This is a genomic window from Clostridium fallax, assembly GCF_900129365.1.
GTDB classification, from domain to species: domain Bacteria; phylum Bacillota; class Clostridia; order Clostridiales; family Clostridiaceae; genus Clostridium_AH; species Clostridium_AH fallax.
This window is the reverse complement of sequence record NZ_FQVM01000021.1, coordinates 19,781-42,463: the sequence shown is the minus strand read 5'-3', so window position 1 is coordinate 42,463 and position 22,683 is coordinate 19,781. Positions and strand designations below refer to the sequence as shown.

Genomic DNA, 22,683 nt, shown 5'->3' with positions numbered 1-22,683 from the left:
ATTTCAATACATCTCATGTTAAGGTTAAACGTAAAAGATACAGAAGAACAGAAGGAGGAATAAAAATTTCAATACATCTCATGTTAAGGTTAAACTCATCCCCTTTTAAGACTTTTATTAAAGGATCTTGATTTCAATACATCTCATGTTAAGGTTAAACTTTGACAGAAAACTCATCATCATCATATTTAAAATAATTTCAATACATCTCATGTTAAGGTTAAACAATGGGAACTAATAAAACTCTAGACTTAGATATTTCATTTCAATACATCTCATGTTAAGGTTAAACTATTGACGGAATGAAGGTTAGACACTATTGCTCCAATTTCAATACATCTCATGTTAAGGTTAAACTTCTATTCAAGCAATAAACTTCACTTAATCTTTGTTATTTCAATACATCTCATGTTAAGGTTAAACAATTAGTAAATTAGCCGACCCAGATTCCTTAGGTTGATTTCAATACATCTCATGTTAAGGTTAAACCAAAAACACAATTGAATTTTACAAGACAAGAGTTCTTATTTCAATACATCTCATGTTAAGGTTAAACTAAATTTGCTAAGTTTATGTAGGTGGTTTAAATGTTATTTCAATACATCTCATGTTAAGGTTAAACTAGCAAGTGCAAGTGTATCTGCATTTGGCAAAGATAGATTTCAATACATCTCATGTTAAGGTTAAACAACGCCATTCTTACTATCTCACTTTTGTCTATATCAATTTCAATACATCTCATGTTAAGGTTAAACATATCAGCTATATAGTCTTTATTACTCTTCATATCATTTCAATACATCTCATGTTAAGGTTAAACGCATAGAAGGTTTTGCCATAGTAATTAAATTATTAAATTTCAATACATCTCATGTTAAGGTTAAACCTTTTTAAATTAAATATTATTCCATGTTAGAAAAAATTTCAATACATCTCATGTTAAGGTTAAACTTTAAGGTTGCCTTACAGGTAGCCTTTTTTTATTTAATTTCAATACATCTCATGTTAAGGTTAAACGAACTAGCATCTAATTTCTTTGCTGTATTTAACCAAATTTCAATACATCTCATGTTAAGGTTAAACTACCAGCATAAAGTATTCCATATCTTTTACCACCCATTTCAATACATCTCATGTTAAGGTTAAACCACTGAAAACAAGCCAAATTATACATTATTCAATTTCTTGTAACATAGATAATTCAATATTAAATATAATATTTATCCCAAGTTAATTATTACATTTTAATTTTAATATATAATATTGTGAAAAACAAGTATTTGTCAATGTTTAAACAATAGTTAAGTTATTTTAGCTTGGGATAAATTAAATTATAAGATTAATGATTCTCCATTATCATCACAACTTCCTAATATTTCTTCTCCATAAACATTATTATTAAGAAGTTTTATTATGCATATAAAATCATCCTCTTTTTCTATAATTTTATTTAAGTCTCTTTTTAAACTCATTAATTTGGATGGAGTTATCTCTCCTCTAAATACAGATTTTTGAAAATGACTAAGATATTTTTTATATACTTTAAAAACTTTATTAACTCTTTTTTCTCCCACATCATAAAATAAAAAAGCATAATTATAATTTATATTTTTATTAGATGCCATTTTACATATTCTCCTTTAAAGAAAATGGTTTAAATTCTTTATCCTCTAATACAGTTTTAATAAGTTTATATCCATCAAGCTTTATTAGGCTCTTTATCTTAATTCTTCTTTTTAATTTTGGATGTTCAATGACTGTATCAAATCTTTTTTCTAAAGCTTCTATAAATATTTTCTTGCCTTCATCATTTAGTAAACAATAATTTACTTTTTTATTAAAATGCTTATGTATATTTATCTTTCTGTTGTTTACAAGATCAAAAATAGTTTTATATACTATTACAGGTTTAAAAACTTCACTTAAATCTAAACTTAAGGAAAATCTGCCTTCACTTGGTTCATGCAAAAAACTTATACTCTGATTTAAATGAGTATTATATATGGAAGTTACAGTCTTCGCATATAATATACTATTCCCAAAAGAAATCATAGCGTTTAGTGGATTATCTGGAGGTCTTTTTACTCTTTTATTAAAAACAAATTCTTCTCTTAAAATATATTTAAAGGTAGAATAAAATCTTTGCCATATATCTCCTTCAACACTAAGAATTTGTTTTATATCTTCACAACAATCTAAATTTTTTAATGCATCCTTTTTTAAATATGTTAAATCTTCCTTTATTTCATTTTTCCCATGTTTATAGTAATGATTTAAAGTTTCAATTATATTCTCTCTTATACCATTTACAAAAGCTTTAGCTATTATAATTCTTTTTTCTTCAAATGCCTTAACTTGTTTTATTGTAAGCTTTCCACTAATTAGATATTCTTTAGGATAAAAAGTCCCACTGTAGCCTCCGTAATAGTTAAAAAAATGCATAGTTATATTAGCTTTAGAAATGAAATCTAATAATTTAGAATTCAATGATACTTCATTTAAACAATATATTTCAGATGTATTTTCTATAGGTATATAGACATTCTTGCCATTTTTTCTATAGCATAAAGAATTATCTTTTCTCATAAGTTCTCCCATAGATGTTATATATTTAGTTTTTCCCATAAATTCCCTCCTGGTAATTTTTTACATCATTAAAATATTTTATTTAGATATAACAATATTCATAATATGCACACTTTTTACATCCTCTTTTTAAATCTGCTAATGGTATTTCTTTTCCTTCTATAAGACTTAAAATATCTTTTTCTATTTTTTCTAGTTCTTTCTCATTGTTATCAGTTAACTCTACTAAAATAAATTTATTATTTCCTTTCTTTTTCTCATCAAATATAATTTTACCCTTTTTATTTATACCCTTTTCTTTAAGTATTTTAAGATACAGTAGAACTTGCCACTTAGCAGCTTCTATATCCGTATCTGATTTTTTTAATTCCACTAAAAACTCATCAGTTATTTTGTCTATTTTTATATTTTCTATAGATAATTCTGTATTCTTTTTATTATCTGTTTTTATTTCATGTAACACTCTACCTATATGAACATCCTCACTATTGTCTTCTAAATTTATTCTATTACCTAAAAGCCAGCATTGTCTTTTACAATGAAAATAATAATTTATCAAAGTACCAGTAATTTTCATTATTATACTCCTTTATAAACTTATAAAATATTAAATCCATCTTGCTTTTCAAAAAGTTCTCTATCAAATTTACCTTCATTGAAATATTGCTCTCCATCTTCTATATAAAATAATTGTCCAATATTATCATTATAATCTTGATTAAATTTATTTATCTTATAAGTAAAGCAATCTACTTTTTCCATAATCTTAGAGATTTTTATTCTTTTCTCAGCATAATCCATCTTATTATCTTTTATTAACGATTTATATTCTTCCCATACTTGATCTCCATATAAAACCTCACCATTATCTAATTCTACTTTAGTGTTTAAAAATATATCATATTCTATTTGATTTTTATTTATCAGTTCCATATGTTTATTAACTTCTTTAAAATTTAGATTTCCAACTTCTTTTTTAAATTCTTTAAAACTATTATCATTAAATTCACTTTTACTTTTTTGCAAATTAAATATTACTTCAGAATAAAATTTTGAAAAATCTTTATTTTTTAAAATTTCTTTAATATCCTCATTTAAAAGTGATAGATTTTTATTATTTCTATAATCATTTTTATAAATATTATTTGCTGCATCTAAATTAAAAAAATAAGCCTTTGAGTTTTTCTTTTTACAAGATCTATTTATTCTACCTAAAAACTGCTCTTCACTATCTAATATAGATATATCTTTAAATCCTAAATCCATATCTATATCCACACCAGCTTCTATTACTTGAGTTGCTATAAGTAAAATGGATTTTTGTTTTTTAACTTTATTTATTATTTTTTTCCTATCTGCCTTACTGTCATCTCCTGTAATAAGTAAAATATCTTTTTTCTTATTTTTACTCACTTCATTTAAAATATCTTTATAAAAATTCAAAGCACTTTTTTTCTTTATAAATTCCACTACAACTTTATTATCATCCCAAGAATCTAAAACTTTCTTTTTAAGGGACTCTAGTACATATTCTTCTTCTAATAAAGAATAATCAATATTAACTCTATTCTTAAATAATGGATTAGAATAATATTTTTCTCTATTTTTAATTAAATAAATAGGTTTATTCTTTTCAGAACCTAATTTTTCTAAATTAGGTAATGTTGCAGACATAATAATAATTTTTATATTAAGTAAAGACGAATATTCTTCTAGAAATGTTATTATTTCTTTCCATATACTATTTCTATAACTTTGTATTTCATCTAAAATAACTACACTATTTGCTAAATGTGTTAACGGAAAACTTTCTTCTCTACTACACCCAAAAAGATAATTAAAAAAATTTATATGAGTTGTTAATACTATTGGATAATGGATAAATTGTCTATCTAACAATGCTTTTTCATAATCTATTTTTTTATTCTTATCACAGCTAACATTTTTTCCATCTTCTTCTTTATCTTCTACTTTTATAGGAGTTATAGAATTTATAACTGCAATATCTTTAATTAAATTATTGTTTAATAAATTTTTAAAAGTTTCACTAGTTTGTTCTACTAAAGTATTAAAGGGGAATATATAAAATATCTTGTTAAGATCTTTATTAAGTTCTAGTTGTTTAAAAGCTAAATTTATAGAAGTGATAGTTTTTCCACTGCCTGTTGGTGCCTCTAAGTAAAATAAATTTTCATTTTTATTTTTTATCAAATTCTCCTCCGCCTCTATAAACATTTCTGATCTTAATTTATTTATATCTTTATCATCAAAAACTTTCTTGCCATTACCTTTTAAATAATCCTTATGCTTTTCAATCCCGTTATAAATGGAAGATTTTTTAAATTCATCATAATATATATTAATATCTTTTATTAAACCTATTTCTTTTACCTCTTTATTATTTTTAAAATGAGATGTAGCATAAAAATCCGCTGATGTTAAAAGAGAGGAGACTAATTTACTATAAATATAGACATATATTGATATTAAATTATCTTTATCTAAATTTATTAAGATTTGATCCCAAATTTTATTAATTCTATTTATTACATTACTATCTAAATCAAAGTTAATATTTTCTTTAAAATCTTTATAAGTCTCTTGTTTACCTTGAAATTCCTTTATAATATTTTCAAAATTATTTAAATAATCTTTTAAACTTCCTAATTTTCCATGATGTTTACTTATTATATATGAATTAATAATTAAAAATAAAAGGAGAGGTTTAGAAACCTGTCCTTTTATCTCCTTTAATTTATTTAAATAAAAATCAAAATATATTATAGAGGATAGGCTAGAGTGTTTTGAATCATATTGACTTAGTTCTTTATATTTATTATTATCCATTTTATTAAATTGAAAAGATCCATTTATTTTTCCTATATCATGAAGATATATAGAATTAATTAAAAGTTCTTCAAAAAATTCTATATCTCTAGAATTATAATTATTTAAAAATATATTCTCAAAGTTATTAAAAGTTTTTATTAATCCCTTTTCTTTAATAATTTTTTTAAAGTAATATAAAGTTAAGTCTAAATGGATTTTTAAAGACTCAAGATTATTATCTTTTTTGTGAGCATATATACTATTTAAGTTATCTACATAATTTTCTAATTTAAAAATTTCTATATCGTCAAAACACATATTAAGATCTCTCCTCTAAAAGAAATATAAATTTAAATCTTTATATCTAAATATTTTTTCTTCTTTATTAACTTCTACAAAATAATTAGTGAAAACCATCGGTTCAGTTACATATTGATTAGTAATCTCCTCTAATGCTACTGGTAACCTCTCCTCATATTTCCATAGCTCTTTCATAGAAAATATAGCATTGATATCGTTTATTAATTTAAATTTATTTTTTAAGAATAGACTATTAATTTCTTCATATTTTTTTTCTTCTTCAATATTTATTATTTCTACTTCATTAATATTAGCTAAATGATCATTTTTCCCTAAATAAGGGATATATACTGCTTGTCTTTTACTTAGTCTTTCTTTAATTTCTTTTTCATAGCTTTGTCCATTTAATAATATATATATATCCCATCTAGGAGACTCTAACCATTGTTCTTTAGTTATTAGATTTCCGCCTTCTTCCTTAGAAGCATATCCTACAGAATTATTAAATACTTGTACTTTTTTGTTTATATATCCTTTATCATTTTTAGGTACTATAGCTATTTTCAAATCTTTTAACTTATAATAAAATTCAGGATATGTAATACTATATTTTATTTCATCATCTAATTGATTTTTTTTATCACTTTTTTTAATTTTCTCATACTGATTTTTATAATAATTCTGTTTTTCATATCCCCCTAATCCTATTACAGCTCCTAGTATACCTAAAAGTGCAATCTTATGAATATTTCCATAAGTAAAATATATATAATTATTTACATCCGGTTTTTTAAAGAAAGCTGTTTTTCCATTTAAAGAAAACTTTAAAGCTTTCATTTTTATACCTCTTTTCTAGTAAATATATTAAAATATTTTGCATTAGGAATTTTATTTTCTATTTCAATCTTATATGAATTATAATAAACTTCTATACTTTCTATGCTTTCTTTTACACCTTCTAATAAATCATCAAAATTAAATATTATTATGTCTTTATTATTGCTTTTTCTAAAGTCTATATATTGTGAAAGCTCGGGTAGATATAATTCTTCATTAGTCTTTATAAATAATGAGAATTCATTTTCACATCCTATTTTAGAGTTAGTATTGAAAGCTGTTGCACTAGTTAAAGCAGCTTCTTTAAATTTTTCGTAATCTTCTTCTTTGTATCCTTCAGTAACATCCATATTAATATATTGTTCATAAGCCTTAGGATTAATAGCAAAAGGATAAAAATAATGAGCTTCATTACTAACTATTTTTGTTCCTAATGTTGTTGAGTTTGCTTCATCTCCTTCTTCTGAATTTTTATTTCCTTTTTTCTTACTAGTAGCATCTCTAAAAGGAGATAAAATTTGTTGTTCTTCTGCCATTGTATCTTCATATTTATTAAATCCTTGTCCTATTTGTACTGCTCCAGTTATTCCTATATTATTTCCTGCTTCTGCAAAAGTTGCTCCAAAGTTTTTAACATCTATTGCTGTAAATAGATTTTTTAAAACCTTTTCATTATCTTTTTCATCTTTTAAATCATTAACTTGAAATATTTCTTCATATCTTTCTTTTAAGGACTTAGGTCTTACTTTAATACCTTCTTTTTTATCTTCTTCTACCTTTAAAGATTTAATATACAAAACTTTTTCTCCATTTTGTTCCCACATCTTTTTCATAGGATATTTTAAAGCTTTATCACTTCCAAAAACTTCTCCAGTTGATATTGTCTTTGGATATCCTGAAAAATCAGCATTCCAATTTGACATTATAGATTTAATTCCTATAACTCCAAAATATCTATTTTTCATATTAATTCTCCTCCTCTTTATCTTTCTTATAAATTAAGCTTGAATGTAAATATCCAGCAATTAACATATCTTGATTTATATCTTTATTTGGAACATATCCTTCTATCATTGCATATAGATTATTAAATCTCTTGCTATGCTTTTCAATTGTATAATTGTATTTTATAAATAATTTTTTTATCTCATTTTTTAGTCTCTCATCATTTCTACTATTTAAAATAGGATTTATTAATGAATGCATTTTTTTACTAGACCTATTTAATGATATTAAATAGCTAACAACTTGGCCAACACCAAAATAGTATTCTTCATCATTGTTAAAACTTTGTGTTTCTTTACTATTTATTTTTTCTTCTAAAATGTCAGATAATTTTTTTAGTTTATCCGCCATATTATCTCCTCCTTTAAAATATTCTAAAAATGCAACTCTTAAATTAAATTGCTCTTTAGCCCTTAAATAAAAACCTTTAATTATAGAATTTTTAATAAGATTTAAAGACATATTATCTATAAATCCCCTTACTATTTTATTATTTCCTTTAAAAAACCAATCAAAAAAACCTTTTCTATACTTTAATAAGGCTTCTTTAATTTTATTATCATTTAATGTTATATCTTTTGGTTCTGCAAAATAATTATTAATAAGAAATTTGTTGAAAAATATTTTATCTACATACCTTTGAAGATCTTTTAGTTCTAATATAGGACCTTTACTTAAAGTTTCATCTTTTTTTTCTTTGTAATCAATATCAATAGGCATTGTAATAAAAAATCCTTCTAAGTGAGGATTATAATCTACTATTGTATCAAAATCTAAAATCTCTACCTCTTTGCCTTTTTTTAATTTTAAGTAATATCCTGAAAATCTTCTGTCTATGTTTTCTTCATTATTTAAAAAATGTAAATCCTCATCTATATATACATTAGACTTTCCTTTAACTAAATTATTATATAAATGATCAAAAAACTTCTTTTGAAGCATTGCTTCTTCTTCAGATATTAAATAAGGAATAGAATTTTTTCTAGTTTTATGCTCTAAATATGGTTTTTTTGCATTAAGACTCATATTATCATTAGGTAATCCAAATATATAATCATTTATCTTTATATTGTAATCGTTTTTATTGAAGTTATTAGGTATTATATATTTATTACTTTCTCTTTCATATTCCTCTATATCTAAATCTAAAAAAATCTTTATATAATTTTTGTCATCTTTTACTTCATTTAATATATTTTCTAAGTTATTCTCTATCCAATTTTTTACAAAGTTAAGATCTTCTAAATTAGACTTCCCATATTTATCTAAAGCTTTATTATATAGTTCTAAAGTTTTTCCTGAATACTTTTCTGAAGGATTTTCTAAAGTCTTATAAAAGTTTTTTACAATCTTATGTATTTCTTTATTTTTTATTTTTTCTTTTAATTTATCTTTTTTCCCAATAAAAGCTAAGTAGTTGTTACTAAGAATTATTTTTTTCCTATCTACTGATTTATTAGTATCTGTAATTCTTGATAAATAATCTAAATTACATAGTTTTCTATAATTAGAATTACTTTTATCAAAATCTTTAGTAATTTCAATAGGTTCTTCATAAGTTCCATCTTTTTTTAATAAAATATAAGATCCTATTCCCAAATCATAATTATCAGTTATAAATTTTTCTCCTATCATCTTATATTTTGGCTCAAATGTATATATAACATCTTTAAGCATTTAATCACCTCTCATTCTTAAAGATATTTATAATTGACAAAGCCACACCCCCTAGAATTCAACTCATTAACACCTACTCCAATAGCCATATAAGCTAATAGTTGAGATAATTCATCATTGCAAATTCTTATCTCAATCTTATCGCCTAACAATTTTATTGATTTTATATTTATTGCTATTGGTTTTTTATTCTTAAATTCTATATAATCAAAAAGCTGAAAATTTTCATCTATTTTTTCTTTTGTAAATTCATTATATTTCTTTATAAGGTTAGATTTTATTCTATTTTCAAATTCGCAAAGACTATGATTTTTTCTCCAATATCCATCTTTGAATTTACAAACTGCTGGAGTAATGCTATAAAGTTTATCTATATTTTTTTTAGCGATAACTCTAGTTTTAATAGTTAAAACCTTTATTTTTTTTGTATAACTATTTACTAAATATTTTTCTAAAAAATCTTTTAGTGATTCATCTATAGTTCTTAACCTAAAACTATAGATACTTCCTTCTTTATAAATTCCATCTTTTTCTATTGGATATAAATTATCAAATACATAAAGTTTAAATTTATTTTCCTCATGAAACTCTTTAAAAACCTCGCTATTTAAAAAATTATTATCAATAAGTTTGCATAAATTAGAAGAACACTCCTCCTTATCTATATCTTTTGTTAGATATACTTTTATTGATAATTCATATACTTTAAAGCTCATATAATCACCTCCTTAAATTTCTTTAATTTCATTATATTACCACGAAATTTTATTTTCAATATATTTATCATCAAATTCTGATAATTATTAATTTTAAAATAAAACAAACCTATTGATAAATATATATTTATCAATAGGTTTGTTTTATTTACATCTTATGTTAAAGTTAATGTAATATGAAATATTTGTCATCAAATTCATTTCAATACATCTTATGTTAATATTAATATATATTATATATTTTTTTAATATACATATCAATATTTATATACCTAAAATATCCTATTTAATAACTCCATCTTCTATATATATTATTATATGACAGTTTTTTGCTACAACATCATCATGAGTTATTGCAATTATTGTTTTACCAAAATTATTTAATTCCTTTAGCTTGTCTAAAATATCCATTCCAGTTTTCTATTCAAAACTCCTATTGGTTCATTTTCTAAAATATTAAATTTATCAAAAATCTAAATAACTAAAAATTAATGTTCCATTTCTCCTTTAATTATTTTAAATAATCCATATATAACATCTATAAAAACAATAACTATAGCAATATATCTAATAAAAGTTATATTAGCTAAAAGAGAGGTCCCAGCTAATATACCTGAAATTCCCAATAAGCCTAATAGTATTCCAGAAAATCTACATAATTCAATATTATTTTTTAGTTTATTTTTCTCAGTCTTTGTTCCTATAATATAATTAGTCATTAAAAATGGTGGAATCTGTTTTATATAAGTTCCAATGCCAAGAGCACAACATATTAAGCCAACTCCTATTAATATAATACCTATAACCATAATTTTTCTCCCCCTTAAATCTTATAAACTTCATAGTTAAATTTCTTATTTATCTATTTAAATACTTCTAAAATTATTACAATCTTTATTATAAATATAGCATAAATATTTCTATAATATTTATACTCATTAAAATTATTTGAAATTTAATTTATTTAATATACTATAATAAACCATAGGTAAAGTATAAAAAGATTCTTAACTAATTTATATTTTTAAACATAAAAGACATTCCCTTTAAAGTAGATTTTAAAATGTCTCTCCATTCTGACTACTTTAAAGGGAATGTTTTAGTTAAATGATATTTATATACATCTTAACTATTTATCTTTACATTTATAATTATCTTGAACGTCCATTAAGGCTTCTCCAAATCTTTGATAATGAACTATTTCTCTTTCTCTTAGAAAACGTAAAATTTCTTTTATATCTTGGTCATCAGTTAAGTTTATAAGCCATTCATAAGTAGCTCTAGCTTTTTGTTCTGCAGCCATGTCTTCATGTAAATCAGCTATAACATCACCTTTTGCTTGAATATAGGTAGCTGTCCATGGATTCCCTTGGGCATCACAATAATATAATGCTTTACCATGATCTGTGTAGTGACCTGCAAGTCCAGCCTTTTTTAAATCTTCAATTGAAGCATTTTCCATTAATTGATAAATCATAGTTGCAATCATTTCTACATGGGCCATTTCTTCTGTACCTATATCAGTTAGTAACCCTTTAGCTTTATTTGTTGGCATTGTATATCTTTGATTCAAATATCTAAGTGCTGCACTTAGTTCTCCATCTGGACCACCATACTGAGAAATTAAAAACTTTGCCATTCTAAGATCATTACATTTTAGATTTATAGGATATTCTAAAGTTTTTACATAATACCACATACTCAAATCCCCCTAACTCTTAATTTCCCAAGGCCAAGGTCTGTTAATCCAAGAATCTGGATCCTCAATACAAGCAGACCCAAAATTTGTGATAGGGCCATATTTAAGCTCATACTCACCTATTAATTCCTTTAACCTTTGAGAAACTTCTCTATAATCTTCTATAGCTTTTTTATTATTAGGGAAATTATCAAGATAAAGATTTAATTCTACTGCATAAAATTGCATCCTCTGTATACGATTTAACAATTCAACTGATTTCATTTTTTACCTCACCATTATTTATTTCTTCTCTTTATAAGGTTTATATAAATCTTCAAATATTGTGCCTTTCCTAAAAGCCTCATCAACTGAACATATCAAATTTTTATATTTCTGAGGTAATATATATGCACGTGCATACTCTAAATTATTTTTTTCATGGGTAAAACAAGACGACATAAATAAAATCCTTTCATCTATAACTATATTTATATATTATGTAGATAAAAATATAATGTTACTTAATATATAGGCATTTTAAAAAATAAGCAAACTTTATTATGTGTCAATTCAAGATAAAAGTAAATATATTTAATCCAAAAAAATCTGCTTTTATATATTTTATTATTAATCAATTCAATGATCTCTTATTAAAATATAAAATTGATTTGTGCAAATTATAAAATTTTAATTTGACACCTATTATTTAAATTTAAATATAGAATTTAAGTTTATATTTATATAATAATATATATTTGCATTTATAAATTTAATAGTATATGGTAAACATATAGAATGCAGGAAAGTTCCAATTACAAAGGAGATGCAATTATATATGAAAGATAAAGACAAAGCAATTTTATTATTAATAACTTCAGCATTGTTTTATGCTCTTATGAGCACTTTTGTTAAACTTTCAGGAAATATCCCAGCAATTGAAAAAAGTTTTTTCAGAAATTTAGTAACCTGTTTTGCTGCCTATTATCTAATAAGAAAAAATAAAGATAGTCTTTTTGGAAAAAAAGAAAATAGAAAGTTTTTATTTGGAAGAGCTTTACTAGGTACTATAGGTATAGTAGCTAATTTTTATGCTATTGAACATTTAATTTTAGCAGATGCTAATATGCTTAATCAACTTTCTCCATTTTTCGTTATAATATTTTCTAGTATATTTTTAAGGGAAAGAATTACAAAACCACAACTAATAATTTTATTAGTAGGTTTTTTAGGAAGCTTATTTATTATAAGACCTTCCTTTAATTTAACAATAATCCCTTCTCTAATAGGAGTTTTATCTGCTATTTGTGCTGGCGGTTCATATGCTTTTATTAGATATTTAAGCAATAGAGAAAAAAATGCTACCATAGTATTTTTCTTTGCATTTTTCTCTGCAGTATCTACTTTTCCCTTTATGCTATTAAATTTTAAATCCTTTAGTTTTATTCAATTAATATATTTATTAATGGCAGGAGTTACTGCATCAATTGCCCTCTTTGCTATAACCGGTGCGTATAAATTTGCACCAGCAAAAGAAATTTCAATTTACTCTTATACTCAAGTATTATTTACAGCACTTATAGGATTTATATTATTTGGTGAAATTCCAACAAAATTTAGTATTATAGGATATATAATTGTTATTTCAGCATCTATTTCAATGTTTGTATATAATAATAAATTATCAAAAGAATCTATTTCTTAAGTTTAATATTAACTTATATAATTAAAATAATATTTTAAAATTTTATCTTAAAATATTATAAACCTCTTTCTATAATATATTTTTAATCAAACAAAATAATACATTATATAAATATAATCTAAAGTTAAGTTTTTAAATAATCTTATAATAGATTTCTATTTTAATAATTATATATTATAATTGTTTTCTATAAAAAGGAGCTGTTTAAAATAAAAACTAAATTTTCATTTTAAACAGCTCACTTTTATTTGTTATATTAATATTATCTTCTTAATCTTTAATATTTTTATTTTATTATCCTTTAACCGATCCTGATGTAAGTCCTGAAATAAGTAGTTTTCTAAATAAAATTGCAATAATTGTCGGTGGAATAATAGAAAATATACCACAGGTAGCAATCATTCCATAACTTATAGAATCTCTAGACATAAATTCTGACATAATAAGAGTTACAACTTTATTTTCCTGTGAAGATGTTAAAATAAGTGGAATTTGAAATTGATTCCAACTCATTAAAAACATTATAAGCATACATGCAAAAATTATTGGTGTTGATACAGGAAGAATTACTTTAAAAAATGCTTCCCTTTCATTACATCCATCTACTTCTGCCGCTTCCCAAATTCCCTTTGGAATACTATTAAAATATGTCATCATTATCCAAGTATTCATTGGTATAAAAGAAGATACATATATAACACTAATCCAAAAAAGGCTATCAAGCATATTATATTCAGAAAAAATACCATATATAGGTATTATAGTTGTAAATACTGGAATTACTGTTGTAATTAATATAAATTTCATCATAAAGTTTCTTCCTTTAAATCTATACTTTGAAAAAGTAAATCCTGTAATTACTGAAATAGGTATACCAATTAAAAGTGTTATTACACTTATAGTTAAAGAATTTTTAATTCCATTAAATAAAATAACATGAGATTGTGTACTTGGATTTAAAATCTCTTTATAATTACCTAGGGTAATACTACTTGGAAGTAAACTTGCTGTTTCTTTAAGCATTTCATTTTCTGGAGTAATACTTATTATAAAGCACCAAATTATTGGTCCTAAAGTAAAAATTATAAAGATAAGAGTTGCAATATAATATATAGTTTTTTCTGAAAATTTTTCTTTCATATCTCTTATCTCCTTTCTATATAATGTCTTTACTCATGGTTCTTATGTAGAAATATCCTATAATTCCCGAAAGAATCATTATAATATAAGTAATTGCACTTCCAAGTCCAAAATTCATAAAGCTAAATGTATTCATATAATTATAAATTAAAAGTGTTTGTCCTTCAAAAGCATATCCATTAAGAGCTACTATTTCATCAAATACGTTAATTGCACTGATTGTAAGATTTATTAGTATTAATGTAAGTGAAGGAAGAATTAATGGTAATGTAATCTCAAAAAACTCTTTAACCTTTGTAGCACCATCAACCTTTGCAGCTTCATAAAGTTCACTTGGAATAGTTTGAAGATTTGCTAATACTACAATCGCACAAAAAGGAATAACTCTCCAAGCAACTACAATTGATATAACAATCATTAAAATATATCTATTTGTTGTCCATGTAATTGGTTCATTAATTAAACCACTATTAATTAATATTTTATTAGCAAGTCCATATCCTGGATAAAAGATAAATTTCCATATTATTCCGTTAACAACTGGTGGTAAAGCCCATGGAATTATAGCAATAGCAGTAAGAACTGGACTTAATCTAGATTTTTTATTTAATAATAATCCTACTAATAAACTACAAGTAAAGCCTAATATAATAACAAAAGCAATTATAATCAAGCTATTTATTAGGGAATAGTAAAAATCACCACTTTTAAAAACTTTAATATAATTTTTTAATCCTATAAATTTAATGTTTCCTGGTTCTGTAAGATTAAATCTATCTAAACTAAATAAAAATGTTTTAAAAATAGGATAAACTACTAAAAATAGCATAATTACAGATACAGGAATCAATAATATCCATGAAGTTAAATTTTTCTTATTCATATTTTTCATCCTTTATAACAAAACTATAACAGAATTAAATAATATAAAAATGAAAAGAAACCTAAGGTTTCTTTTCAAAATTTAAGTTTATTCTGCATTTTCTTTTGCAAGAGCATCAACTTTATTTGCCATTTGATCTACTGCTTGCTCTGGTGTTAATTTACCATTAACCATTTGATTTATTGTATTAAAGATTTCAGTACTCATCTTTGTATAATATTTTGGCACTCCATTAGGAAATGGTGATTTAACTATCTTAGCCTCTTCAAGTAAAGCACCTGCATTTTTTATTTTTCCTTCATCTATAAGTTTCTTAAGTACATCTGTTCTTGTTGGCATTGTATTAAGTTCTTCATTTAATTTAATTTGGGTTTCAGGAGAAGTATACCATTTTACAAACTTTTCACAAGCTTTAGGATTCTTAGTAAATGATGATATACCTATACCTTCCGCATATGGTACTGTAACCTTTGCTTTTCCTGTTTTACCTGGTATCATTATTGGTTCAACTTGATCTACAACCTTAGATTCCTTTGGATTATTTACTCTGCTAACAAAAGAAGATGGTCCAACCATAAAACTAGCTTCTCCATTTGTAAGTTGTTTATATGCTGTCATTCCATTTGAAGTTCTATTAGCAGGATTTATGTAACCAGCTTTATTTAATTTATCAATAAGAGTAAGTGCATCAAGAGCACTTTCTTTATTTAATGTGTTATCATTATTGAAAATCACTTCATTTCTTGTATATGCAAGCCATATAAATGAAGTTGTTGCATTTTCATCTGCTCCAAGTGGAATAGAAAATGGATATTTTACTATATTGTTATCCTTAAGAGCTTTACAACCATTTTCAACAGCATCCCAAGTTTGAGGCTCACCTTGTATACCAGCCTTTGCAAATTGATCTTTATTGTAATAAGCTATTCTAAAATCATTAGCATATGGAAGAGCATAGATTTTATCATCTACAGTAAAAGATTTAATTGTAGGCATATCCTCTATATCCTTTTTATCCATTTCTATTGGCATAAGCCAACCTGCACTTTTAAACTCACCAACCCATGACCAATCTACTTCAAAGATATCTGCTGCAACTTTTTTACCTGCTGCTGCTATTGATACTTTATCCCTAATGTCATCCCAACTTGTTGGCTGAACTTTAACAGTAATACCTGATTCCTTTTTAAATTCATTAAGCATTTCTTGTGTTGGAGCACCCCAATCCGGAATCATAAAGGTGATTTTATTGCTTTCATCTTTCTTTACTCCAGAATTGTTATCCTTTTCCTTAGAGCATCCAACAAAACTAAGCAATGCTACAATTAATACTAAAAAAAACGATAAATATTTTTTCATAATAACCTCCGTAAAAATATTTTCTAATTATATGATAAATTATACATTATTAGTGGTTTTTTGTTGCTATTTTTTTTATAAATCTTGAAAAAATAATGCTTATTTTCTTAAATATTTCAAAAATCTATAGTAATTTTTTTATATTTAAAACAATTTTTGTAAAATAATAATTTGTATTAATTTATCTGTAATTGTTTTAATATATCTTTAGCAATATATAATGATTTTATCCCTATATATTTATAGCAAATATTTAGTGATTAAATAAAGCTAGTAATTATTTTAACTAAGATTTCATATTACATAAATTAATAAAAAATTATATAAATTTATTTTGAAAATATTTATACAAAAGCTATAAAATTAATTTTTAATCTTTAAATCTATTATTAATAGTGACTTTTAGAAAATATCATATCATTGCTTATTCACTAAGAAAATTTTAAATGAACTATTTTATTACAAGCTCGTTTTTTAATCCCTGGAATTAAGGCTATCCAATGTAACCATCTCCATCTATCTTTGTGATAGTCAAGATAATTCCATTCAGAAATAAATTTAATTTTGTTATTATATTTTATCATTTCTCTTCCACTATTCATGCCCCATTTAAATTTAACTCCAACCTTTTTTGCAGTGTCATGTTCTTTGCTCATTTTTACTATTGTTGGTGGCATAACCTCAAGAAGCATTTCTGCATTTGAAAATGATACAGCTAATTTATTCATTAATTTTTTTATTTCTTCTTCTGTAAAATACATTAATAGTCCTTCAGATATAATCAAAATTGGCTCATTATTATGTGCTTTTACTTCATCTATCCATGAATAGTCAAAAACAGATTTTGCTATCATTTTATATCTTTTTGTTTCATTAAAAAATTGTTTTCTTATTCTAATTGGTTCAGGTAAATCTAATTCATACCATCTTATTTTGTTATTATCTAGTCTAAAAAATCTAGTATCTAATCCACAACCAATATTTATAATAATACTATAAGGATATCTATTAATAAAATTCTTAGTCACTTCGTCTAAAATCTCAGTTCGCACAGAAACTCCAACTTGAGACATCCATCCATTATCAAATTTTGAGAAATCATAATCAATAGATTCCATCATATCTAAAGCTTTATAATCTTTTATTATAGAGTTATTCTTTTTAGTTTCTACTGCTCTTGCCCAAAGTGGAATAAGTAATGTTTCAGGAACCCCATTTAAACTTTGTTTTACCATACTTATCATCCCCTATATGATATTGATATTCATTATCATAATATTCCTAAAAGTAAATTATGTCAAATATAATAATATAATGTTAAAAATTTTCTAATTCTATTTCAATAACTTCTAAAAAACTAAATACCTTATAAAGTTTAATTTTACTTTTATTTAAGTCTACTATTCTTTTGAATGATGAATTGCATATATACTAATTATAAAATAAACTTTTCTTTTATAGTTTTCACTAGTAAGTTAATAGCTTTTATTAAACATCATCTTTATTATTTTAATTTTATAGTATATTTTTATAAAAAGTGATAAACTTTATATTATTATCTATTAATTAAAATTTAACTATGATTTTAAAATCACATTAATTTTTAATGATATACTTATTTATGATAAAAAATTTTTATAACTACATATACTAAATAAAAAAGATAGGTGTGAATATTATGAGTAAAGGCAAAAAAATTTTTATAAGTATTATAACTGCAATAGTAATTTTATGTGTATCTTTAACTTGTGCATATTACTTTTCCTTTTCACCTAAGGTTTCTGTTACTCCAATAAGCTCTAACATAACCTTAAATAAAGCTAAACTTTTTGCTAAGTTTTTACCTGATAATTTTAAAATAACTTCTAAAGAAGCTTATGTTGAATCTAACACTAATTTTAGCAGTGATGAATTAACAAACTTATTTATAATTGCCGTAAAAGAAAACCCTGAACTTAAAGACTTTATAACAGGATTAAAGGTATCAATAGGAAATAATGATATTGATATTTATTGTGACGTTAAATATCTAAGCCTCCCTATGGAAGCTAAATTAACTTTTACTGGTGAAGCTAAAGATGGCAAAGGAGTTTTCCATTATAAAGAAGGTCATATTGGATTTTTAAGTATCCCTAAGGATGTTATATTTTCAAAACTCCAAAATACTTCTGTAGTACAATTTGATAAAAATAATGGAGATATAATTTTATCCTTTGAAAGTATAAAAGAGTTAGAAGTTAAAAATGTTACTGTAGAAAATAATAAAGTTAATATAGTATTTAGAGGTACTTTAAAGTTTAAGAATTAATATTTAAGGCAATACAGAGAATATTTTAAAATTTTTTATGAAAAAAGAACTAGATAAATTTATGTAAAGATTTAATTTATCTTTTAAATAAACTATTTTAATATGATTTATGTTTTTTTATAAAACTAAAAAGAACAGATTCTTTAAAAATCTGCTCTTTTTTCTTTTAATCTATAGAAAATAACTTTAAAATATCTTCTTCTGTTAGGGATATTAAGTTTTCTGCTTTAGATAAATCATTATCCATTAAACTTGATATAAGTTTTTTCTTTTCATTTTGAAGATCTATTATTTTCTCTTCAATAGTATCTTTTGCTATAAGTTTTAAAACCTCTACTACTTTTTTTTGGCCTATTCTATGAGCTCTATCTGTAGCCTGATCCTCTACCGCAGGATTCCACCAAGGATCAAAATGTATTACTATATCTGCAGAAGTTAAATTTAAACCTGTTCCTCCAGCTTTTAAACTTATTAAAAATATAGAATTTTCTCCTTCATTAAAATCCTTAACTATCTCCATCCTCTTCTCAGAAGATATAGAACCATCTAAATAACTAAAAGAAAATTTTTCTTCTTTAAGTCTTTTAGATATATTTTTTAAAACTGATGTAAATTGAGAAAAAACTAATATTTTATGACCTTCATCTATACTTTGACTTAATATTTCTATTAGTGCTTCTATTTTTCCACTATCTCCAGTATAATCTTCCATAAGTACTGAAGGATCTAAAACTATCTGTCTTAGTTTTGTTATATATGAAAGTATTTCTATTTTACTATTTTTAAACTCATCATCCTTAACCTTTTTTTCAATAAGTTCCATAGCATAATTAGCATAGGTTCCATAAACATTTTTCTGTTCTTCTGTTAAAGATACTAAAATCTTCTTTTCTATCTTATCTGGTAGTTCTTTTATTACATCTTTTTTTCTTCTTCTTAAAATAAAAGGTTTCACCAAACTATTAAGTTCTTCTAGAATCTCTGGACTTTCCTTTAATTTTTTATAGTATCTTACACTAAATCTTTTCTCATCAAAAAGATAGTTAGGCATTATAAAATCAAAAATAGACCAAAGTTCCATAAGAGAATTTTCAATAGGTGTACCAGATAAAGCAAATCTTTTTTTAGCCTTAATTTCTTTTGTAGCTATTGCATTTTGAGAACTTGGATTTTTTATATATTGAGCTTCATCTAAAATACAATAATCAAATTCTAAGTTTTTATATTCTTCAAAATCCCTTTTTATTAAATTATAGGTAGTTATTATAACATCATAATTTTTTACATTATTTATTATTAAATCTCTATCTTTTTTTACTCCATTACATATGCCTACTCTTACTGTTGGAGCAAACTTTTGAAATTCATCATTCCAATTATATATTAAAGAGGTTGGAGCTATAATTAAAGTTTTACAATTTTTATTAGATAATATAAAGGTTATAGTTTGAAGGGTTTTACCAAGCCCCATCTCATCTCCTAAAATACCTCCAAAGCCTAAATAATCTAAAGTTTTAAACCAATTATATCCTGATTTTTGATAATTTCTTAATGTAGCCTTTAATCCTTCTGGTTCTTTAAACTTTAACTTTTCTATATTTTTAAATTTGTCTTTTATTTCTTTAAGGTGATTTTTACCCTTTATATATCTTATTTGATTTTCTTCTAAATAATTAGATAGAAATAATCCTTTACTTTTATCTATTTCTATATGATTATTTTCTAAATTTTCTGGTGAAACCACATCTAAAAGTTTTAAAAACTTTTTAAGCTCAAGCTCCTCTAAGTCAAGAAATTCCCCACTTTTAAGTTTATAATACTTTAGATTATCTCTAAATGACCTTAATATATCCTTTGTCTCCTCTTCAGATATATCAGAAAGCTTAAAATTCATCTCAAAATAATTATAATTACCTGTCTTTATATCTCCTTTTATTCCCTTACTTCCAAGAGATTTTATTCCTTTAAAGTTTTCAGAATAAAAAACTTCTCCTAAATTTTGAAGTATATTTATTTTGTTTTTAAAAAAATCAAAAATATAATCATCATTAAATATAAAATAAAATTTTTCATTTATTTCTTCAAATCCTAATTCCCTAAGAGATGATAAAATTCTTTTCTCTTTTTTTGAGTCTCTATAGATTATCTTCTCATTTATATCCTTAAAAATATTAAATTCATATTTACCATATTTAACTTTAGTTGTTAATGTAATATCTTTTCTTTCTTTATCAAAATAAAATTTAAACTCTACTGGCTCAATTACAACTTTATCTTTAATAGATTTAGATAAAGTTATATTACTAGAAATCAAGTTTAACTGAGGAATAAGATGTTTTAGTATTCTATTCTCTTCTGATTTTGGAATAACTACACTTTTAGAATTATTAAAAGCTTTTATATAAGGTGCTATTCTGTAACAAAAATCATAGTCTGGAAGATATATAGTAGTTCCAAATAAAAAAACATCCTCTTTATCACTTAGAGGCTCTGCGATTCCATTTGGCATCTTTAGTATATAATCATTTTTTACAGTTTTTAAATCAAATTCTATAGGAACATTATCAAAAACAATTTCTGTTTCAACTGTTCTATAAAAAAATCCTTCATTTAAATAAACTCTATTATTTTTTACTCTTTCAAAAAATTCTCTAAGTAAGTCTTTAGGTATTTTTATATACTTTCCATCTATATTTTTACTTTCTGACCTATAAACTGCTCTTTTAGGTCCTTCCATGGTTTTTAATAACTCTATAAAATCAATTATTCTTTTTTCTTTAGTATTAAATTTTTGCTTTTTTATATTAAAGGTAAAGTTTTGACCATACTTTATAGGTATTTTACTATAATACCCCATTAAAAACTGCTCAATATCCTTTATTACATATAACTTGCTAGAAGTCATTGTTTTTATTCCTATTTTAAATTCTGCTGAAATTTTATCATTCCATTGGTATCTATTTATGTATACTTCCAATTTAAGCTCTTCTTTATCTTTATCTTCATCTAATAATAAAGATAATATATTTTTATCTTCTTTAAATTTTATTTTTTCTTCTTCCTCCTCATTTAAAAGAGGGTTTTTTAGAAGATCATCTAAAGCTTTATAAAAGCTAGCTACTATATGTTTACAACAATAATTTCCACTTGTAAATTCATGTTTTTCATAATCCTTACAGGTGCAAGAGGTAGATAAAACTGATTTATTTGTTGCATCTATTTCTATAGTTACATTATACTCGCTAAAAAGATTTTCAGAAATCACAGTTCCATCTATACAAATTAAGTTTTCTTCATCTGTAATTTCTATAGATGATACCAAATCATTATGAAAAACCTTCTCTCCCTTTAGATAATTTTTACCAGTAGTCTCCTCTTTAAATCTTTGTATTAATAAATCTCTTCTCATATTTTCTCCTAATATAATAAAATTTCATCCTTTTATTATATCATAAAATATAGTTTTTTTCTTTTTACTGGATTTTTACAGTTATATATTGTAGCTTTATATAATTGTTTCTATAAAAAATAGATATTACTTTGATTTTTCTTATTTGTAATAAAAAAACACTATCTAATTATTATAGAATTTTAATAAAAATTCTAATAAATTTTGATAGTGCCTTTTTGTTATGAATCTATTATAATAAATTTTTTATA

20 protein-coding genes and 1 CRISPR repeat array are annotated in these 22,683 nt (G+C 23.7%); of the genes, 2 read left to right on the top strand and 18 right to left on the bottom strand.

Annotated elements, in window-relative coordinates:
• Positions 1-1,148: direct repeats of the CRISPR family, unit length 30 nt; unit sequence ATTTCAATACATCTCATGTTAAGGTTAAAC.
• Positions 1,149-1,331: 183 nt separating this feature from the next.
• The 13 genes from cas2 to BUA70_RS09865 all read right to left on the bottom strand — a co-directional run bounded on the left by cas2 (position 1,332) and on the right by BUA70_RS09865 (position 12,090).
• Entirely contained in the window at positions 1,332-1,625 is a 294-nt protein-coding gene (gene cas2 / locus BUA70_RS09920) for a CRISPR-associated endonuclease Cas2 (protein ID WP_072896904.1), read from the bottom strand.
• Position 1,626: 1 nt separating this feature from the next.
• A complete protein-coding gene (cas1b, locus tag BUA70_RS09915) occupies positions 1,627-2,625 on the bottom strand; it encodes a type I-B CRISPR-associated endonuclease Cas1b (RefSeq protein ID WP_072896902.1) in 999 nt (332 codons plus the stop codon).
• Positions 2,626-2,668: 43 nt separating this feature from the next.
• A complete protein-coding gene (cas4, locus tag BUA70_RS09910) occupies positions 2,669-3,163 on the bottom strand; it encodes a CRISPR-associated protein Cas4 (RefSeq protein WP_072896900.1) in 495 nt (164 codons plus the stop codon).
• A gap of 20 nt (positions 3,164-3,183) precedes the next feature.
• The gene (locus tag BUA70_RS09905) at positions 3,184-5,733 is read right to left on the bottom strand and encodes a CRISPR-associated helicase/endonuclease Cas3 (protein ID WP_072896898.1); all 2,550 of its coding nucleotides are present in this window, start codon (positions 5,731-5,733) and stop codon (positions 3,184-3,186) included.
• 15 nt (positions 5,734-5,748) lie between these two features.
• Positions 5,749-6,552, bottom strand: coding sequence for a type I-B CRISPR-associated protein Cas5b (cas5b, locus tag BUA70_RS09900; protein ID WP_072896896.1), 804 nt, complete (start codon positions 6,550-6,552; stop codon positions 5,749-5,751).
• A 2-nt stretch (positions 6,553-6,554) separates the two neighbouring features.
• Positions 6,555-7,517 carry a type I CRISPR-associated protein Cas7 gene (locus tag BUA70_RS09895; protein ID WP_072896893.1) on the bottom strand — a complete coding sequence of 321 codons (963 nt, stop codon included), beginning with the start codon at positions 7,515-7,517 and terminating at the stop codon, positions 6,555-6,557.
• 1 nt (position 7,518) lies between these two features.
• Entirely contained in the window at positions 7,519-9,234 is a 1,716-nt protein-coding gene (locus BUA70_RS09890) for a hypothetical protein (RefSeq protein WP_072896891.1), read from the bottom strand.
• 17 nt (positions 9,235-9,251) lie between these two features.
• Positions 9,252-9,950: a CRISPR-associated endoribonuclease Cas6 gene (gene cas6 / locus BUA70_RS09885; RefSeq protein ID WP_072896889.1), complete on the bottom strand. Its 699-nt coding sequence runs from the start codon at positions 9,948-9,950 to the stop codon at positions 9,252-9,254.
• A gap of 282 nt (positions 9,951-10,232) precedes the next feature.
• Positions 10,233-10,361: a hypothetical protein gene (locus BUA70_RS13310; RefSeq protein ID WP_278337203.1), complete on the bottom strand. Its 129-nt coding sequence runs from the start codon at positions 10,359-10,361 to the stop codon at positions 10,233-10,235.
• Between the two features lie 77 nt (positions 10,362-10,438).
• Entirely contained in the window at positions 10,439-10,759 is a 321-nt protein-coding gene (locus tag BUA70_RS09880) for a hypothetical protein (protein ID WP_072896886.1), read from the bottom strand.
• A 320-nt stretch (positions 10,760-11,079) separates the two neighbouring features.
• A complete protein-coding gene (locus BUA70_RS09875) occupies positions 11,080-11,649 on the bottom strand; it encodes a manganese catalase family protein (protein ID WP_072896884.1) in 570 nt (189 codons plus the stop codon).
• A gap of 12 nt (positions 11,650-11,661) precedes the next feature.
• Positions 11,662-11,913: a spore coat protein CotJB gene (locus tag BUA70_RS09870; protein WP_072896881.1), complete on the bottom strand. Its 252-nt coding sequence runs from the start codon at positions 11,911-11,913 to the stop codon at positions 11,662-11,664.
• Positions 11,914-11,931: 18 nt separating this feature from the next.
• The gene (locus BUA70_RS09865; RefSeq protein ID WP_072896879.1) at positions 11,932-12,090 is read right to left on the bottom strand and encodes a spore coat associated protein CotJA; all 159 of its coding nucleotides are present in this window, start codon (positions 12,088-12,090) and stop codon (positions 11,932-11,934) included.
• A gap of 376 nt (positions 12,091-12,466) precedes the next feature.
• Here BUA70_RS09865 and BUA70_RS09860 point away from each other — a divergent pair, with 376 nt between their 5' ends.
• A complete protein-coding gene (locus BUA70_RS09860; RefSeq protein ID WP_083573509.1) occupies positions 12,467-13,333 on the top strand; it encodes a DMT family transporter in 867 nt (288 codons plus the stop codon).
• Between the two features lie 294 nt (positions 13,334-13,627).
• Here the strand turns inward: BUA70_RS09860 and BUA70_RS09855 are convergent, their stop codons facing one another.
• The 4 genes from BUA70_RS09855 to BUA70_RS09840 all read right to left on the bottom strand — a co-directional run bounded on the left by BUA70_RS09855 (position 13,628) and on the right by BUA70_RS09840 (position 17,950).
• Positions 13,628-14,473: a carbohydrate ABC transporter permease gene (locus BUA70_RS09855; protein WP_072896874.1), complete on the bottom strand. Its 846-nt coding sequence runs from the start codon at positions 14,471-14,473 to the stop codon at positions 13,628-13,630.
• Between the two features lie 16 nt (positions 14,474-14,489).
• Positions 14,490-15,356: a carbohydrate ABC transporter permease gene (locus tag BUA70_RS09850; protein ID WP_072896872.1), complete on the bottom strand. Its 867-nt coding sequence runs from the start codon at positions 15,354-15,356 to the stop codon at positions 14,490-14,492.
• Between the two features lie 87 nt (positions 15,357-15,443).
• Positions 15,444-16,715 carry an ABC transporter substrate-binding protein gene (locus BUA70_RS09845; protein ID WP_072896869.1) on the bottom strand — a complete coding sequence of 424 codons (1,272 nt, stop codon included), beginning with the start codon at positions 16,713-16,715 and terminating at the stop codon, positions 15,444-15,446.
• A gap of 431 nt (positions 16,716-17,146) precedes the next feature.
• Entirely contained in the window at positions 17,147-17,950 is an 804-nt protein-coding gene (locus BUA70_RS09840; protein ID WP_072896867.1) for a class I SAM-dependent methyltransferase, read from the bottom strand.
• Positions 17,951-18,393: 443 nt separating this feature from the next.
• On the opposite strand from BUA70_RS09840, the gene BUA70_RS09835 reads away from it, so the two are divergent.
• Positions 18,394-19,023, top strand: coding sequence for a hypothetical protein (locus tag BUA70_RS09835; protein ID WP_072896865.1), 630 nt, complete (start codon positions 18,394-18,396; stop codon positions 19,021-19,023).
• A 166-nt stretch (positions 19,024-19,189) separates the two neighbouring features.
• Here the strand turns inward: BUA70_RS09835 and BUA70_RS09830 are convergent, their stop codons facing one another.
• Positions 19,190-22,432 carry an SNF2 helicase associated domain-containing protein gene (locus tag BUA70_RS09830; RefSeq protein ID WP_072896863.1) on the bottom strand — a complete coding sequence of 1,081 codons (3,243 nt, stop codon included), beginning with the start codon at positions 22,430-22,432 and terminating at the stop codon, positions 19,190-19,192.
• Positions 22,433-22,683 lie beyond the last annotated feature (251 nt).

Excerpts from the sequence above, each read along its gene's own strand:
- BUA70_RS09905 (WP_072896898.1), bottom strand. The coding sequence starts at position 5,733 with ATGTGTTTTGACGATATAGAAATTTTTAAATTAGAAAATTATGTAGAT.
- BUA70_RS09860 (WP_083573509.1), top strand. The coding sequence starts at position 12,467 with ATGAAAGATAAAGACAAAGCAATTTTATTATTAATAACTTCAGCATTG.
- BUA70_RS09845 (WP_072896869.1), bottom strand. The coding sequence starts at position 16,715 with ATGAAAAAATATTTATCGTTTTTTTTAGTATTAATTGTAGCATTGCTT.
- cas2 (WP_072896904.1), bottom strand. The coding sequence starts at position 1,625 with ATGGCATCTAATAAAAATATAAATTATAATTATGCTTTTTTATTTTAT.
- BUA70_RS09890 (WP_072896891.1), bottom strand. The coding sequence starts at position 9,234 with ATGCTTAAAGATGTTATATATACATTTGAGCCAAAATATAAGATGATA.
- BUA70_RS09870 (WP_072896881.1), bottom strand. The coding sequence starts at position 11,913 with ATGAAATCAGTTGAATTGTTAAATCGTATACAGAGGATGCAATTTTAT.
- BUA70_RS09840 (WP_072896867.1), bottom strand. The coding sequence starts at position 17,950 with ATGGTAAAACAAAGTTTAAATGGGGTTCCTGAAACATTACTTATTCCA.
- BUA70_RS09880 (WP_072896886.1), bottom strand. The coding sequence starts at position 10,759 with ATGGTTATAGGTATTATATTAATAGGAGTTGGCTTAATATGTTGTGCT.
- BUA70_RS09835 (WP_072896865.1), top strand. The coding sequence starts at position 18,394 with ATGAGTAAAGGCAAAAAAATTTTTATAAGTATTATAACTGCAATAGTA.
- BUA70_RS09855 (WP_072896874.1), bottom strand. The coding sequence starts at position 14,473 with ATGAAAGAAAAATTTTCAGAAAAAACTATATATTATATTGCAACTCTT.
- BUA70_RS09875 (WP_072896884.1), bottom strand. The coding sequence starts at position 11,649 with ATGTGGTATTATGTAAAAACTTTAGAATATCCTATAAATCTAAAATGT.
- cas4 (WP_072896900.1), bottom strand. The coding sequence starts at position 3,163 with ATGAAAATTACTGGTACTTTGATAAATTATTATTTTCATTGTAAAAGA.
- BUA70_RS09830 (WP_072896863.1), bottom strand. The coding sequence starts at position 22,432 with ATGAGAAGAGATTTATTAATACAAAGATTTAAAGAGGAGACTACTGGT.
- cas5b (WP_072896896.1), bottom strand. The coding sequence starts at position 6,552 with ATGAAAGCTTTAAAGTTTTCTTTAAATGGAAAAACAGCTTTCTTTAAA.
- BUA70_RS09865 (WP_072896879.1), bottom strand. The coding sequence starts at position 12,090 with ATGTCGTCTTGTTTTACCCATGAAAAAAATAATTTAGAGTATGCACGT.
- BUA70_RS09895 (WP_072896893.1), bottom strand. The coding sequence starts at position 7,517 with ATGAAAAATAGATATTTTGGAGTTATAGGAATTAAATCTATAATGTCA.
- BUA70_RS09850 (WP_072896872.1), bottom strand. The coding sequence starts at position 15,356 with ATGAATAAGAAAAATTTAACTTCATGGATATTATTGATTCCTGTATCT.
- cas6 (WP_072896889.1), bottom strand. The coding sequence starts at position 9,950 with ATGAGCTTTAAAGTATATGAATTATCAATAAAAGTATATCTAACAAAA.
- cas1b (WP_072896902.1), bottom strand. The coding sequence starts at position 2,625 with ATGGGAAAAACTAAATATATAACATCTATGGGAGAACTTATGAGAAAA.
- BUA70_RS13310 (WP_278337203.1), bottom strand. The coding sequence starts at position 10,361 with ATGGATATTTTAGACAAGCTAAAGGAATTAAATAATTTTGGTAAAACA.